12 protein-coding genes and 5 tRNA genes are annotated in these 15,621 nt (G+C 44.4%); 12 read left to right on the top strand and 5 right to left on the bottom strand.

The features are described from left to right. Positions 1-25: 25 nt before the first annotated feature. The 6 genes from DXB73_RS07860 (at position 26) to DXB73_RS07835 (ending at position 1,535) form a co-directional block, all read left to right on the top strand. Positions 26-724, top strand: a complete 699-nt coding sequence (locus DXB73_RS07860; RefSeq protein WP_118690713.1) for an L-ribulose-5-phosphate 4-epimerase — start codon at positions 26-28, stop codon at positions 722-724. Between the two features lie 287 nt (positions 725-1,011). Beyond that, positions 1,012-1,086 (top strand) — tRNA-Pro (locus DXB73_RS07855). Between the two features lie 59 nt (positions 1,087-1,145). Next, positions 1,146-1,216 (top strand) — tRNA-Gly (locus DXB73_RS07850). 7 nt (positions 1,217-1,223) lie between these two features. Continuing rightward, positions 1,224-1,297 (top strand) — tRNA-Arg (locus DXB73_RS07845). A 13-nt stretch (positions 1,298-1,310) separates the two neighbouring features. Next, a tRNA-His gene (locus DXB73_RS07840) sits at positions 1,311-1,384 on the top strand. 79 nt (positions 1,385-1,463) lie between these two features. Then, positions 1,464-1,535, top strand: a tRNA-Gln gene (locus DXB73_RS07835). A 137-nt stretch (positions 1,536-1,672) separates the two neighbouring features. Here DXB73_RS07835 and DXB73_RS07830 read toward each other — a convergent pair. Together DXB73_RS07830 and DXB73_RS07825 are read right to left on the bottom strand one after the other, a co-directional pair. After that, positions 1,673-2,791, bottom strand: coding sequence for a transglutaminase domain-containing protein (locus DXB73_RS07830; protein WP_118690712.1), 1,119 nt, complete (start codon positions 2,789-2,791; stop codon positions 1,673-1,675). A gap of 28 nt (positions 2,792-2,819) precedes the next feature. Further along, positions 2,820-4,814, bottom strand: coding sequence for a methyl-accepting chemotaxis protein (locus tag DXB73_RS07825; protein ID WP_182448271.1), 1,995 nt, complete (start codon positions 4,812-4,814; stop codon positions 2,820-2,822). A 329-nt stretch (positions 4,815-5,143) separates the two neighbouring features. On the opposite strand from DXB73_RS07825, the gene DXB73_RS07820 reads away from it, so the two are divergent. The 4 genes from DXB73_RS07820 (at position 5,144) to DXB73_RS07805 (ending at position 9,768) form a co-directional block, all read left to right on the top strand. Further along, positions 5,144-5,809, top strand: a complete 666-nt coding sequence (locus tag DXB73_RS07820; RefSeq protein ID WP_118690710.1) for a peptidylprolyl isomerase — start codon at positions 5,144-5,146, stop codon at positions 5,807-5,809. Between the two features lie 94 nt (positions 5,810-5,903). Beyond that, a complete protein-coding gene (locus tag DXB73_RS07815; protein ID WP_118690709.1) occupies positions 5,904-7,142 on the top strand; it encodes a putative peptidoglycan glycosyltransferase FtsW in 1,239 nt (412 codons plus the stop codon). Further along, positions 7,139-8,425: a protein kinase gene (locus DXB73_RS07810; protein ID WP_118690708.1), complete on the top strand. Its 1,287-nt coding sequence runs from the start codon at positions 7,139-7,141 to the stop codon at positions 8,423-8,425. Before DXB73_RS07815 ends, DXB73_RS07810 begins: the two co-directional genes overlap by 4 nt. Before the next feature lie 92 nt (positions 8,426-8,517). Beyond that, on the top strand, positions 8,518-9,768 hold the full coding sequence (locus DXB73_RS07805; RefSeq protein WP_118690707.1) for an FHA domain-containing protein: 1,251 nt from the start codon (positions 8,518-8,520) through the stop codon (positions 9,766-9,768). A gap of 233 nt (positions 9,769-10,001) precedes the next feature. On the opposite strand, the gene DXB73_RS07800 is transcribed toward DXB73_RS07805, so the two are convergent. Beyond that, positions 10,002-10,640, bottom strand: coding sequence for a hypothetical protein (locus DXB73_RS07800; RefSeq protein WP_118690706.1), 639 nt, complete (start codon positions 10,638-10,640; stop codon positions 10,002-10,004). 118 nt (positions 10,641-10,758) lie between these two features. Beyond that, positions 10,759-11,640 (bottom strand): 4-(cytidine 5'-diphospho)-2-C-methyl-D-erythritol kinase, encoded by an 882-nt coding sequence (ispE, locus tag DXB73_RS07795; RefSeq protein WP_118690705.1) that lies wholly within the window; start codon positions 11,638-11,640, stop codon positions 10,759-10,761. 254 nt (positions 11,641-11,894) lie between these two features. Here ispE and DXB73_RS07790 point away from each other — a divergent pair, with 254 nt between their 5' ends. Together DXB73_RS07790 and DXB73_RS07785 are read left to right on the top strand one after the other, a co-directional pair. Continuing rightward, the gene (locus tag DXB73_RS07790) at positions 11,895-13,031 is read left to right on the top strand and encodes a M15 family metallopeptidase (protein ID WP_207665552.1); all 1,137 of its coding nucleotides are present in this window, start codon (positions 11,895-11,897) and stop codon (positions 13,029-13,031) included. A gap of 18 nt (positions 13,032-13,049) precedes the next feature. Then, on the top strand, positions 13,050-13,778 hold the full coding sequence (locus DXB73_RS07785; RefSeq protein WP_118507622.1) for a lysophospholipid acyltransferase family protein: 729 nt from the start codon (positions 13,050-13,052) through the stop codon (positions 13,776-13,778). Between the two features lie 35 nt (positions 13,779-13,813). On the opposite strand, the gene DXB73_RS07780 is transcribed toward DXB73_RS07785, so the two are convergent. Further along, positions 13,814-15,535: a glycoside hydrolase family 25 protein gene (locus DXB73_RS07780; RefSeq protein ID WP_118690703.1), complete on the bottom strand. Its 1,722-nt coding sequence runs from the start codon at positions 15,533-15,535 to the stop codon at positions 13,814-13,816. Between the last annotated feature and the right edge of the window lie 86 nt (positions 15,536-15,621).

The following is a 15,621-nucleotide window of genomic DNA, read 5'->3' as shown; positions in this document are numbered from 1 at the left end:
CCTGGATGGAAAGTGAGGGAATGAGATGTTAGAACAGCTAAAACAAGAAGTGTATGAGGCAAATATGTTGCTTCCTAAATATCATCTGGTGACATTTACCTGGGGAAATGTTAGTGGTATTGATCGTGAAAAGGGATTATTTGTCATCAAACCAAGCGGTGTGGATTATGACAAATTGACTCCCGACAGCATGGTAGTTGTTAATTTGGAGGGTGAGGTGGTAGAAGGAGATTACCGTCCATCTTCCGATACACCTACACATGTGGTGCTATATAATCGTTTTCAAGAGATTGGTGGCGTGGTACATACACACTCACCGTGGGCAACAAGTTGGGCGCAGGCTGGCAGAGGAATCCCGTGCTATGGCACAACGCATGCGGACTATTTGTATGGACAAGTTCCGTGCGTGCGTACCCTCACGAAAGAAGAAATTGAAACTGCTTATGAAAAAAACACGGGAGTGCTTATCGCAGATGAGTTTGAACGCTTAGCAGTGGATTATATTGCAACACCGGCAGTGCTTTGCAAAAATCATGGTCCATTCACGTGGGGAAAGGATGCGAAAGAGGCAGTGCACAACGCAGTGGTCTTGGAAGAAGTTGCCAAAATGGCGGCACGTTGTGAGCAGATCGATCCGAAGGTAAATCCTGCACCCCAAGAACTGCAAGATAAGCATTATTACCGCAAACATGGTAAAAACGCATATTATGGTCAGAGCAAGTAAAGTAATAGATTCAAACTTCGCACATCCGAAGCTTGAGTAATGGATGAAAAATCCATACAAAATATCCCTTGCATATCGGCTATCGCATAACCTTCTCAGATGCTACTGCATTATGTTTTCCCCGAATAAAAACCGGTATGCAGGGGGATAAAATATACGCAAACCCAGTAAATATGCGGGTTCCAGGACTTTAGAAAAAAAGTTGCAAAAAAAATAAAAAAAGTGTTGACATTTTGGTGCCATGGTCATATAATATTACTTGCGTCACGGGAAAACGGAAAGTGATTCGGGGTGTGGCACAGTTTGGCTAGTGTACCTGATTTGGGATCAGGGGGTCGCAGGTTCGAATCCTGTCACCCCGACTAGTGACGCTTTACATACATTTTAATATAGGGAAGCATTTTGGAGCTTTCCAATTTATGCGGGTGTAGTTCAATGGTAGAACACCAGCCTTCCAAGCTGGATACGTGGGTTCGATTCCCATCACCCGCTCTTATACGTGTCAATAGCTCAGCTGGATAGAGCAACGGCCTTCTAAGCCGTAGGTCGGGGGTTCGAATCCCTCTTGACACGCTTTACATGTATGGTGGGTATAGCGCAGTTGGTTAGCGCGCCAGATTGTGGCTCTGGAGGCCCTGGGTTCGAATCCCAGTATCCACCTTTTATCCTTGTTAGAGAGCTAGCAAGGATTTTTTTCTAACAAGGGAAGAATTTGCAGAGGCTTCTTCCTATATAATGATGGGCTATCGCCAAGCGGTAAGGCACAGGACTTTGACTCCTGCACTCGTGGGTTCGAATCCCGCTAGCCCAGTGATAAAAAGAGCATCATGCCAAAATGGCATGGTGCTCTTTTTCACGAGCTCGCGCGTCTGCACGCGCGAGTCGTGAGATCGGTCTCCGATCTGCTCCGGTCGGTGCAAGGGGGATATGTTAAAAGATGGAAGGTGGTTATTTCTGTGTAATGACTAGCACATTTCCTTCAGATTCTTTCATTACATTCCACAGAAACTGCTTTGAGGTGCCGTCACTATAAAGGAATTGCAGATCTTTCACCGTCACATTACGTTTACCGATATAAGCTTCGTACATCGTGCGATTGTCAGTCAGTAATGCTTTCTTGGCAGCTTTCTTATATTTTTTCCAACTTGTAAAGCGCTGCTTGCTGCGGACATAAAAGTTCATTTTGGTGGCAGTCATCGTCGGATAATAAGAGGCATTAAAATGATGGCTGCTTTTGATATAAGAGTCTGTCACATTAAAATAGGTATGTATGATGCGCCTTTTGCGGTCCGGCGTCGGATCATCCCAAGTAGCATCCAGGTGATACCAGTCATTGCCCAATTTCACGAGATTCCATGCATGATCCATAGAACCATTGGCGTCGGTTGCCGTTCCGTAAATGTATTTGGATGTGATTCCAGAGCAGGTAAAGAGCAATTGCAACGCCTGCGCATAGCCGTCGCAGACTGCTTCGTGATTGACGAGTGCGCCATAGGCCTCATATACGTCTGATGAGGTAGAATGCGTACTATAATGGCATTGTTTTACCAAATGATCGTGCAGTGCCAGTTCTTTTTGGTAATCCGTCATCGACGGTTTGATTTTTGCTTTCAAAACGGCGTTTACCACTCGATAAAGACGTTTTGCTTTTATCTCGTTGTTGGGGATGGCTTTGTGCTGCATAATCGCTGCATAGACATAGTAAGCGGGTTTGAGTTGTATTTTAATCGTTGTTTTCGGTGCCAGACGGTTGTTCGTTGTTTCCTGATAGTTGGCAGAGCCAAAAGTAGGATCGATATAGGAATTAATGTCTTGGATCTGTGAAGGGTCAAGCCTGGTCGTATAAAAGGAAAAGGAACCTGAGCCGGACAAGATCTCCTCTTCCAGCCTTGCTGCGATCTGCTTTATATTAGAATAGGTTTCTAATTGTTCGTTCGCTGTAGGAATGATCTTCTTACAGAATTGCTCATTTTGCGTAAAGAGAATCAAAAAAGCAGCAATTCCAATACATATCAGATTTCTTGTTAGCCGTAAAATCGGAGATGTATTAGAACGCTGCCTCATCATAATCTGCTATTCCTTTCTCAATTGGCAATTACATCTTGAAACGAACCAGAGATTCATCTAATGCACGTGCCATATCTTTCAAACTTTCCGATGCATTTTCCAATGAGTTCATTGTATCGCTCATGCCGAGTGCAGAGTCCATTGTTGCCTGTGTGGAGGACTCATTTTGCTCTGCGATAGATGCGAGATTTGTTACAATATCCTGTATCGAATCACCAGACTGGCTGAGTACGCTGATCTTATTGCGGATCGTATCAATATCGCGCAGGGAATTGTTAACGCCAAGTGCAACAGCACCTGATTTATCCATTGTGTCATCCAGTTTTTTCTGCTGTTCGTGAATTTTATTCTTCACGTCACCCATCATTTCAACCATGCGGTCTGCTTCTGCAATGATATTAGCGATAATATCAGCGACATTTTCTGCGGTCGAATTAGATTGATCGGCAAGTTTGCTAATCTGTGTCGCCACAACGGAGAAACCGCGTCCGGACTCGCCGGCACGTGCTGCTTCGATATTAGCATTCAAAGATAGCAGATCGGTTTCTTCGGCAATGCTTTGAATCATATTGATCGCCGTTTGGATCGATTCTACCGAAGAGTGCAAAGCATTGATCTGTTCTGCAACATTGGTGATCGTATCTATGGTTTCTTCATTAGAAGCATTTAACTGGTGAATGATTGCTTCAGAGGCCTGTTCTGCTTCTGACATTTGGTTGGCGTGCTGCGTCAGAGAATCCATAATGTGTGAAATATAGGCAATCTCATTCGCCATGCCCTGTACGTTACCGATAGCCACGGTGGTTTCCTCATTTTGAGTGACAGACGCATCAGTGATGCCGCGCATAGAATCACATACGGAATCCACAGTGGTTCGTGTGGACTGTGCCATACCGGTCAACTGATTTGCTGAGTTGATCAGACTTTCTGAAGATTGTTTGATATTATCAACAATCTTGCGCAACTCTTGCTGTAATTGTACGGAACTGCGGTAAATATCACCAAGCTCATCGTTTCGTTTCACATGTTTTTGCTTTGGAACGACGCCAAATTCACCCTGTGCCAATTTGGCAAGGAAATGTTTGGTGGACTTCATAACCGTAACCATTCGTGTCGTCAGGAAGATGATCACAACTGCTGCGAGCACCAACAGAACGATGGAAATCAATGTGATTCGTCTCGTCTGTGCAGCAATTGTTTTCTGTACGTCTGTTGCATCTTTAGCGACACCTATACCTCCGGCAACTGTGCCATCAGCATTTACGAGAGGCTGATACAATACATAATATTCTTTGCCATAAAGCTTTACATTTGACAGGAATACAGTCTTGCCTTTCATGATCTTCTCGTAGACTGCAGAATCTGCCGGGGTACCGTTAGCCGGTGCCCCGGTATCGCTGCGAAGCGTAGTAACCAGACGCATACCGTTAAAGTAAAGCGTAATATCATAGTTAGTGCGTTTTTTCAAAGCATCGATCAGATCAGTATTACCTGAGATACTAACATCACCCTTTTTGATCTTGCCGGATTTATCCTGTTCATAATCGCCCTGATAGAGGTTACTGTAAGTTTCATCCAGCGAAATAGCAACGATCTTCAAAGCACCCTCGATCTCGTTCTCAACCGACTTGGTCAATGACTGACGGCTGAATACAGTGATAAGGATGCAGATCAACATCATAGGTGCCAGACAAAGAAGCAGCATTTTGCGCGAAAATGTCAGAAGACGAAAACGCTTGGCAGTATTCGCGCTTCCGGCTTTGGCCGAAACTGCTTTGTCTTTTTTGAAAAATAAGCGCTTTTTAGGTAACGGAAGTTTTTGCCAAAGATTACGCAGGATATGTCTTTTTGTGCGCTCTTTTGCTGTGCGGTCTTTGCGTTTCTTCTTTGGACGTTCCTTTTTAATAGCAGTTGTTTTTTTGGATTTTTCCCGTTTGTGTTTTGATCGTAAAGAACGCTTTGGTTTCGCGATGGTGTTCTCATTCATGGCCTTCTTTTTGTGCGGTATTTTTAGTTTCATCATTATAAAATTCCTCCTCCGGTAAAGTAAGTATATTCCCCAATATATCTGTCTTATCATACCGTTCATTTGATAGAATCTGTAATACATATCCTACATTTGTAAAGAATATTATACCATACAGGTCGGTGCTGCGAAAGTACTTTTTAACTCGAAGTCCCGGTTTGGCACAGAGAATATGCGCAATTAAGATTTCAGGAAAATAAGTCTTGAAAAGCCAGGCAGTTGCGGGGACAGCTAAGTAGTGGTACAATAGTACAGGTATTGCTATATGGGGTAGGGGGAAGTTTACCCTGAGACAATAGGAATGTAAGGAGAAATATGGAGGAAGTATGAAACGATTAATTAGCATAATATTGATGGCAGCGCTGTTGTCATTATGTCTGACCGGATGTGGTGACACAAGAGAAAATGCAGATAAGAGCACTGCAAAGACGACGAAGAAAGAATCTTTTGCGGAGAAGAAAGATGCAGACACCTCTAACAGTCAATATTTGACGGGAAAACATCATGCAGAGATTGTGATTGCAGAGTATGGCAAGCTGGAGTTAGAGTTGGATGCAGACGTTGCACCGATCACGGTAACCAATTTTGTTAATTTGGTGAAGAAAGGGTTCTATAATGGCTTGACTTTTCACAGGATCATGTCCGGATTTATGATCCAGGGGGGAGATCCGAATGGAGATGGCACCGGTGGATCCGAGGAGACGATCAAGGGTGAGTTTAAGTCAAATGGCGTAGAGAATACGATGTCTCATAAACGTGGTGTGATTTCTATGGCGCGTACGCAGAATGATCCGGACAGCGCCAGCAGTCAGTTTTTTATTGTACAGGCGGATTCCGACTTTTTGGATGGAGATTACGCAGCATTTGGTAAAGTGACTGCCGGAATGGACATCGTCGATAAAATCTGTCAGTCTGTGCAGCCAATCGACAACAATGGTACGGTGCCTGCAGATCAGCAGCCGAAGATTACTGCGATCAAAGTGATTGACTAGAATACAATAGTAAAAGTCCATTTGCATGATAGTCCTCCGTCAATGAGACAGGGGAGCCGTGTGTGATAAATATTTAGAAGGAATGAGTTAGTGGATGAAGAAATCAGTAAAACGATCTTTGGATGCTTATATTCGCCAAATGGATCGAATTGATCTGCGCGTGATCGCCTGCGTTATACTATTAAATGTGTTTGGTTTGATCATGATATATAGTGCATCGGCATACAGTTGCAGTACACTGGCAAAGTACAATTATGATTCCTTGTATTTATTAAAAAAGCAGGGGATATTTGTGCTGGCAGGCATTGTTGTGATGTTATTATTACAGTATTTTAATTACAACTATCTGCAAAAGCTTGCACCGATCATCTTTTTGGTTTCAGTGGGATCTCTCTTTTTGCTGAGAACGGGGCTTGCTGTACGCTCTCATGGTGCAGCGCGCTGGATCCGCTTGGGACCGGTTCAATTGCAGGTTGCCGAATTGGTTAAGATTGCGATGGTCATCATGATCGCAGCATTTGTTGCGAAACATGCCAATCAGGTACAGCGGTTCAAAAATATGGCAGTGTATTTGTGGATATTCTTTACGATCATACCAGCGGTCATGGTCATGTTGCTTAGTAATAACCTGTCATCAGCGTTGATCATTTTAGGGATTGGTTTTATGCTTTCGTTTGTGTTTACCAATCAGGAGAAACTGCATGGTATCATTGCCGGGATTGGTCTGATCGGCATTTTTGTAGGAAGAAATCTTCTTGCTAAGAATCTGCCGACGCAAAAACAGCTAAATGCTTCTTCGTCATCTTTCCGTTTGGGGCGTTTTTATGCGTGGATAGATCCGGAGCGTTATGCAGGAGATCAAGGATTTCAGCCATTACAGGGCAAATATGCTGTTGCCTCCGGCGGTTTATTTGGCAAGGGGTTAGGCAACAGTGTGCAAAAATTAGACAAAATTCCCGAGGCACAGAACGATATGATCTTTTCTATCGTTTGTGAGGAATTGGGATTGGTGGGAGCGGTAGTTTTACTGGCTATGTTTTTATTTTTGATCTACCATTTGATTCGAATTGCTGTAAATAGCGAGAATTTATTTGGTAAAGTGTTAGTCATGGGAATTGCGTTTCACATTTCATTACAGGTACTTATCAATGTTGGCGTTGTATTGACCATCATCCCGAATACGGGTGCATCGCTTCCATTTATCAGTTATGGTGGATCGGCGGTGTTGTTTACGTTAGCGGAAATGGGGATTGCGTTATCTGTAAACAGGTATCACATGCGGCGCAGTTTACAGCGTAAACGTGCTGAACTGGAGAAGGAGGAAGAACAGTGACAACACAAAAGTTATGTCCAAATTGTTTTCAAAAGGGGACATATTTGGGGGGAAGATGCGAAAAATGTGGCTATGTAAAGGAAGATCGTCCGCAGTGTGCGCTGCCGGATGATTATGTATTGGGACAGCATTACGCAGTGGGCCGTGTGATCACACAGGATGATGTCATGATCACGTATCTGGCGCAGGATCTGCGTACTGAGAAGATTTATGCGTTGAGGGAGTATTTCCCGACTGCATGGGTGGTGCGTTCCGGTGATGGCATCCATGTCAAGGTGCAGGAAGGGGCAAATGCAGAATCTTTTCAGGCAGGAATGGATGTGTTGGAAAATGAGGCAAAGATCATTCGTGCACTCAGTGAGGAAACGATTTTAGCAGAGACGGGGGATTTTCTGCGCAAAAATGATACGGCATATTTATTGATGGAATATATTTCCGGAGAGACGATAGAAGAATATATTACTCGTACCGGGGAGCCAATACCATGTCAACAGGCGGGGCAGATACTTCGGTCCGTTGCGGGGACAATAGAGGATCTGCACAAACTGGGTCTTTTGCATCGTGGAATTGGGCCGGATTCGATATGGATCCTGCAGGACGGCACGGTCAAAATGCTCGACTTTGAAGCGACAAAGCAGTATGTGCTTAGCGAGGTTAACGGTGCAGAGGCAGTGATGAAAGAGGGATTTGCACCGTCGGAGCAGTATGCCGGACCGGACGGACAGGGAACTTGGACAGATGTGTATGCATTGGCAGCAGTGTATTATTATATGATCACGGGCGTAAAACCAATTTCGGCGATCGAACGCAGCAAGGGGACATTGCTATCAGCGGCAAACGTGGAGAATAAGGATATCCCGGAGCGTATCAGTAATATGTTAAAACAGGCATTAGCGGTTATGTATTGGGAGCGCATTCAGACCATGCCGGCGTTTGTGGAAGCATTGGATGCCGCAGAAGGAACGCCAAAGATGGATCCGTATTTACGCCTCAAAGTTGGTGATGAAATGCGTCAATGGAAGATCGAACCGAATCGAGATATTCGTGTTGGACGTTCGGGAGAGGATTGCGAAATTGTTGTAGATGGTGACAATGTCAGCCGTCTGCATTGTATGATCCATTATGATAAGCGCAAAAATATCTTTTTGGTGAAGGATATGTCAGCTAATGGTACATTTACTGTGCGTGGACTTATCGGAAGAGGACGTGTGGCTGAAGTGGTGCCGGGAGAGCGGATTTATCTGGTATCAAATCGATATGAAATATATTTGGAAGTAAAATAGTATGAAAAAACCTTATATGAAAGTTTTTTCATACGGCAAATTTGGCCCAAGGGGCCAAAGTTTGCGGGTTGAGAAAGGCATGTAGGGTTAGTATGGAAAAAAAGGGTTTTAAATGGCAAATATTTTTGGCGGCACTCCTGCTTTTGACGCAGAGTGCCGTACTTCTTATGCCGTGGCTGCAAATTACCGGAGACCGCTTTGTGTCGGTTGCGATGGAGATCAACCGCGAGGCAGAGCAGATCGCTGCCGGTAAAGCCAGGGAAGCCGGGGCATATGAGGTTACGGACAACTACGAACGTGGTACGTCTATGCGGGAAGCCAAAGCCAAGGAATATCAACAAAAAGCAGATGAAGCATTACATGGCAGACAGGACAGCATTGATGGACTGCATCTGGCGGGATGGTGTTTGAGCAGCGGGGCGGATCTGGCGTTTGAGGGGATTCAGGTACGAGAGGGATACTCTCTGCGCACCAGTGATATTCAGATGGTGCTGCAAATTATGGGAGCGATGCTGTTTGCACCGGCGTTGATGGGGCTGGTAGTTTGCTCGTATATGCTTTTGCGACGAAAAACCCCGCGGACACTGATCTTTTTGGATGGTGCAGTGACGATCGGGATTGGTGTGGCGTGGCTGACTGTGATCCCGGAACTTTTGTGGGAGCAGATGCAGTCGGCGGTGCAGTCTTATGAAATGGTGTCCGAGGGCGTTCTTGCAATCCCGGGTGTGGGAGAATACTCCATTCGTGCGGTGTTGTGGGGATTTGCGGACAGCGGATATTTTATACAGATATTGTTGGGGGGCTTGCTGATACTGTTGAGCTTCGCTTATTTTACAGTGTGTCGGCCGGAACGGGAGCTTGTCGAGATCGAGGAAGTGCATCACGGAGAATATGAGCCGAAAGAAGTTCAGAATTGGGAGGTATTTCCAATGGCTCCGATGCCACAGGCGGTCAGAGAAGCGGAAAGACCGGAGAAAGCAGCAGAAAAAGAGCTTGCTCCCGAATTAGAATGTTTTCCGATGCAGTATGATGGCAGTGGACACATTCAAGGAGTGCGGGGACAGTTATCCGGACAGGATTTCGTTATGCAGCCGGATGCCGAGGTTATTCTTGGCAATAGTTTGGAACTATGTGACATTGTGGTCACACATTCTGGTATTAGTCGTCGACATTGCGGTGTACGATATGATTCCCTGATCGGACAGTATCGTGTGATCGCCTATACAAGTCAGCCGATCAAGATGTCAAATGGCAAGATCTTGCGGACGGACAGCTATACGCTTGCCAGACCGGGTACAATGGTCTATCTTCTTGGCGATGAGGAAGTGATCCGGCTTGGGTAAAAAAGCAAGGCCAGCGCTTTGCTTCGCCAAGAATTGCTAAAGCAATTCTTGGCGATGTCACGCTACATAACAGCAATTTCCTATCAAAAAAAAGCGGGGCACCTTGACATATATCCAAAGTGCCCCGCCCTTTACAAAAGAAAGGAATCGTTGTCAATTATATTGTATTGACAACATCATTATGAATAATTGTCCCACGAATTGTTAATGGGAACACGTCATAATCGTATAGATCATGATAAATAATCAGAGTAATCAGCGGCAGTCGTTACGCCGTTTTTCCAATCATTCATCTTCTTCTTTGTCTCTTCTAATGTTTTCTGACAAATATCAGGAAGATCTTCTCCCCAGGATTTCGTCGCCTGCTTAAATCCCTTTTCAATAGCAGAGATCATTTCGTCTGCTTTATCAGTATCGCCACCGGTTAAAGCAATTGCCATACTTACCATGCGGTCAGAAGTTTGTTTTATGCCCCAGTAACCATCGTCAGAGATTGCTTCTTGTGCGGCTTTGATCGTATCAGGATCTGCATTTGCAGCAGCCTCGCGGAATGTAGCTGCCAAATTTGTTCCATTGGCAAGATCAAATACACTGCCCTGTTTATTCAAAAGCTTCTGTACAAGATTCTGCATAGAAGTCATACGAGACTCCTGATCTTTCTTTAACTTTGCGATAATATTATCGCGGTTGTAGATCTGATTGGCAGAATCTTTCTTTGTGGTTGTTGACTTCTCATATACTACAGAAGAATCCTCTTTCTTCGCTGCAGATGAAGAATTTGTGGTATCCGGCTTGGCTGCTGCCTGGCTGTTCACCATTGCTGCTTCAGCAGTATATGTACCTGGAACACCACTTGTTGCTGTTAAATCCATAATTGAACCTCCTTTTTCTTTGCTTATCAACCGCTGCCATCCGTGGCACACGGACTGTTTTCGTATAACACAAGCATTTCTTCTCTCATATTATATATCGGCATATTAGAATAGAACTTTATAGCGCCGGTACATTTTTCGTCTGGCACAAAATGACATCATAATTGGTGTACTTTTGTGTCGCAGCAGACAGAGCCATGCGTGCCGCAATTTCGTCTTGGAATAATCCATAAGTAGTCGGGCCGCTGCCGCTCATCAACGCACCAACAGCGCCGTTTTCCAACAGAAATTGTTTCAGCTCTGCTAAGACAGGATATTTCGGAATCGTCACCGTCTCCAATACATTACTGAGCAAGTGTGCGACTTTGGCTCCATCGCAGTGTGCGATCGCATCTAAAACCGCATCCGTATCCGGGTGATCCAGTTGTTTTTGCAGATCAAGATTGCCATAAACATAAGCGGTGCTAACGGAAATATTTGGTTTGATCAGTAATGTCCACATTGATGGAAGTGGAGTCAGCGGAGTCAGTATTTCGCCAATGCCCTCCGACAACATTGTTCCTTTGCGGATGCAGAAAGGCACATCTGCACCAAGTGTAACACCAATGTCGCATAGTTCATCGAGGGACAAGCCCAGATTATATAGTTCGTTAATTCCCAAGAGAGTGGCTGCGCAATCACTGCTGCCGCCTGCCAAGCCTGCTGCCGCAGGGATATTTTTGGTCAAAATGATATTCATGCCATCCGGCAGAGCATAGCGTTCCTTCATAAGAATTGCTGCGCGGTACACAAGATTTTTCTGCATAGGGCAGCCATCAGGGAGCTCCTTATTCATGGAAAGGGTAATTTCTTCAGCAGTTATCTGTTCGATCGTGACTTCGTCACACAGGTCGATCGTCTGCATGATCATGCGCAGGTCGTGATAGCCGTTTTCACGACGCCCGAGGACATCCAGAGTCAAATTTATTTTAGCGGGTGCTTTTACCGTTATTTTATCCATATCAAACCTCCTTGTTTGTAATGATGCTTGCATGAACAAGCCTGATACTGTATACTGTTTCTGCTGCATGCAAAGAATGCAACCGTTTCTATCAGTATAGACGATGCTGATTGTTTAAGCAAATGTAATATATTTGTCATAGAAATTTTACACGACTATGCTATGATTTTATGGTAGAAGCTTTCTATACGAAGTGTGTGGGAAGTTCAGAAGAATACAGATTAGAATGTGGGGATACGATGAGGAAAAAAAGAATGATAGTAACAGGGGCAGTTGTCTTTTTGACAATTGCCGGTGTTTTGTGTGGAAAAAAATTATTTGCAGGCAAAGACACATCCGATCATAAAGGCACCAAGACATCCGGATATGAATATTATTATAAGGATAATGATCATCCGGAGGACAAAGACGTGAAAAGTTCGAGTGAACCGGGAGCAACGAAAGCACCACTGATTCAGGTGGATACGGATCCAGAGAGCATTACTGTGCTTGTTAATCGAGAGTATTTATTGCCGGAGGAATATATTCCGGAAGATCTGGTAGTGCCGGATGTGCCGTTTAGCTTTTATGGGACGTATGAGAAAAGCTATATGAGAAAAGATGCAGCGGCAGCGCTTGAGAAGCTTTTTGCGGGGGCAAAAGAGCAGAATATTTCATTAAAAGGAGTATCGGCATATCGTTCTTACAGCCGCCAAAAAGAAATTTACAATCGAAATGTCAGTACAAAAGGGAAGAAGAAAGCGAATCAGGTATCCGCTTTTCCGGGCAGTAGTGAACATCAGACCGGTCTTACGATAGATGTCTCTGCAGACTCGATCGGCTGTGCGTTGGAGCAGTCCTTTGGAAAGACGATCGAGGGGAAATGGCTGGCAAGTAACTGCTATAAATATGGATTTACGATCCGATACCCAAAGGAGAAAGAAGATATTACAGGGTATTCTTATGAGCCATGGCATATTCGTTATGTTGGCAAGAATTTGGCAAAGCGCTTGTATAAGAAGAAATTAACGTTGGAGGAGTATTATCAGACGACAACTGTAGATAAGAAGGTGAAACCGGAAGATCAGGTTAAGGATACGGATACTGGAGCACCAAAGGAGCCACAGATGACTTCTGCACCGACACCAAATCCTTCGTATAAACCGAAGAAAACATCGAAACCGTCCAAGTCGTCTGCACCGACTAAGTCGGCTAAGCCTAAGAAAACGAAAGCTCCAAAGCGGACACATGCGCCGAAGCCAAAGAAGACTAAGAAACCAACAGTTACGAAAGCACCGGTCAAAACACCGGCTGCAACGAAAGCACCGGTGCCAACGAAGGCGCCAACAAAAGAACCAACGAAGGCTCCAGAGGAGACCAAAGTGCCATCTGGAGATGAAATGAATGAGTAATTAGGATAGGAGGATGTTATGCGTACTATTATCGTAGTATTGTTTTTACTTTTGTATACGATCGTCAGCTTGCCGATGTATCTGATCGGATTTATCTTGGGTAAGATGGATCCAAAGAAAAAGGTGCGAATGTCACAAAGATTTGTAGCAGGAGGATTTCGATGTATTTTGTTCTTGTCCGGTGTTAAGGTGACAGTCAAAGGTAAAGAGAACCAGATCCATGACAAGGCGGCGTTGTATGTGTTTAATCACCGCAGCTTCTTTGATATTGTGGTAGGATATGCGACTGCGCCAATTCCGTCTGCATTTGTATCAAAAAAAGAGATTGAAAAGGTGCCAATGATCTCCTGGTGGATGAAATACTTAAATTGTCTGTTCTTGGATCGCGATGATATTCGTCAGGGAATGAAAGTGATCTTAACCGGTATCGAGTTAATGAAAGAGGGAACCAACATTTTTATTGCTCCAGAGGGAACGCGTAATAGCAGTGATGAGCTGCTTCCATTTCATGAGGCGAGCTTTAAGCTTGCTGAGAAGTCCAAATCGCCGATCGTGCCGGTTGCCATGAATAATATGGACGCTGTGTTGGAGCAGCATATGCCTTGGATCCACCGCACACATGTTATAATCGAATATTGTGAACCGATCTACATGGATAGTATGGAACGTGCCGAAAAGAAAAAGATCGGCGAGAAAGTTCGTCAGATCATCAGTGATAAAATAAAAGAAAATGCTGCGGAAGTATAATCCGCAGCATTTTTGTTTTAGCCTTAATCCTAGAATTAAAATTGTGTTGCATTTACATATCCGGTATGTGATTTTTTGCCTTTGAGATAGACTGTCATATACCATGTATGCTTGCCGGACTTCTTGGTTTTCAATACGATCACCGGCATATTCTTTGGCAGTGTTGCCAAGGTCTTCGCAGAGGCAGAAGCGCTCTGTTTGAGCGGAGATCTCTTGGCGGTGATCAAAGTCTTGCGTAACTTTAACCCTTTGATCGAGGTCAGGTATCCGTCAAAGGTCTTGCTGCCTTTATGGAACTGTACATGGTAAAATTTTGCTTTATTCTTCAATACCGTTTTACCAATGTAGTGAACAGTTGCACCTGCCGGGATCGTCGCACGTTTGGCAGATTTTGCCGACGGTTTCTTGAGGAGCTTCATAGCGGTTTTAGTCTGAAAACCTTTGCCGCCCGGGGTTGTTCCTGCGGAAACTTTCAAGTATGCACCAAAGTACTCTTTGCCGTTAACTTTGCGATAGGCGCGTATTTTATAGAAATATTCGCGGTTTTTTGCTAACTTTTTGTTGATCCATTTTTTGGTTGTCGCTTTTGTGATCGTTTTCACTTTCTTATAAGTACCGTTGTATTCGCTGGAACGATATATTTCATATCCATCGCCACCGGTCGCACCCTTCCAAGTCAGCGTGATCTTTTTGGAGCCGGATTTAGCAGTTATACCGGAAACTGCTTTTGGTTTGATCGTAAAAGATGTTGTGCGTGTTCCGGTGAAGTTGCCTTTGCCTGTGATCGTGACGGTTGCCTTGCCCGGTTTTTTATTGTTGCTGTACGTGACGGTATAATCGCGTCCGGCTTTTAATCCGCGGCGGTTTAGTGTAACGGTTAGCGCAGGCTTGATCTCTTTGCCGGTATAGATCTGCGTCGGGATTTTTGCGATGGCTGCATCTTTGAGCTCACCGCTGTTGAAATTTATCTTTGCAATATCGGTATCCGAATACCAGAAATTACAGTCTACATTTGTCGTAAATCCATTGATCTTGCCGGTACTGCTGTATTGCCAAATATCGTATTCGCCGGTATAAGATGTTTTTGTCGTATAGTTGGCGAGCCAGATCATGTATTTTTGCTGAAGACTGGCGCCGTTGATCAGTGTCTTTAAGTCACTCGAATTGGCATAGATCATCGGTGTGTATCCGCCTGCCGAGATCGTGTCGCAGAAAGCTTCACAGTTTGCCGTTGCCTGTGCTTTACTGATCCCTGCCTTTGGACTGACAAGCGATCCGTCGGAGTATTGGTATTCATAATCAAAAGCGATTGGAAGCTCTATGTCATAGTTTGCTGCCATTTTCAGGCAGAAGTTAGCTTCTTCGATAGCTTCTTTGGTCGTGCGGGCTTCGGTGAAGAAATATAATCCGACATGGACTCCGGCATCCAGTGCATCTTTGATATATGTTTCAAAACGAGGATCTTCTACAACTGTGCCGGATCCCCAGCCGCGGTAGCCAACACGGATAAAGGCGTATTCCACACCATCTGCAGCGGCTTTCGCCCAATCAATTGCTCCATTATGATAGGATACATCGATGCCATGATAGACGTTTTTTCCATGGAATACATCAGAGTGTGTATAGGTTTTGCCGGTAAAAGGACTGACCGAAGTGGATGCTGCACTTGCGGTGACTGCCTGTGTGTTCGGTAGCATTGTTCCAGATGACACTACCATAGATACTGCCAGTAAGGCACATAATAATTTTTTTCTCATCCTTAATATTTATTCCTTTCTATAAATAAGTCCCGGCATAGTAAATAATGCCATGGACTACTTCGTTCATATGTTTTTACTGCCAT

The organism is Clostridium sp. OM05-6BH, from assembly GCF_003481635.1.
Lineage (GTDB): Bacteria > Bacillota > Clostridia > Lachnospirales > Lachnospiraceae > Butyribacter.
The sequence above is the reverse complement of the archived record's forward strand: the minus strand, read 5'-3'. Positions and strand labels throughout refer to the sequence as shown.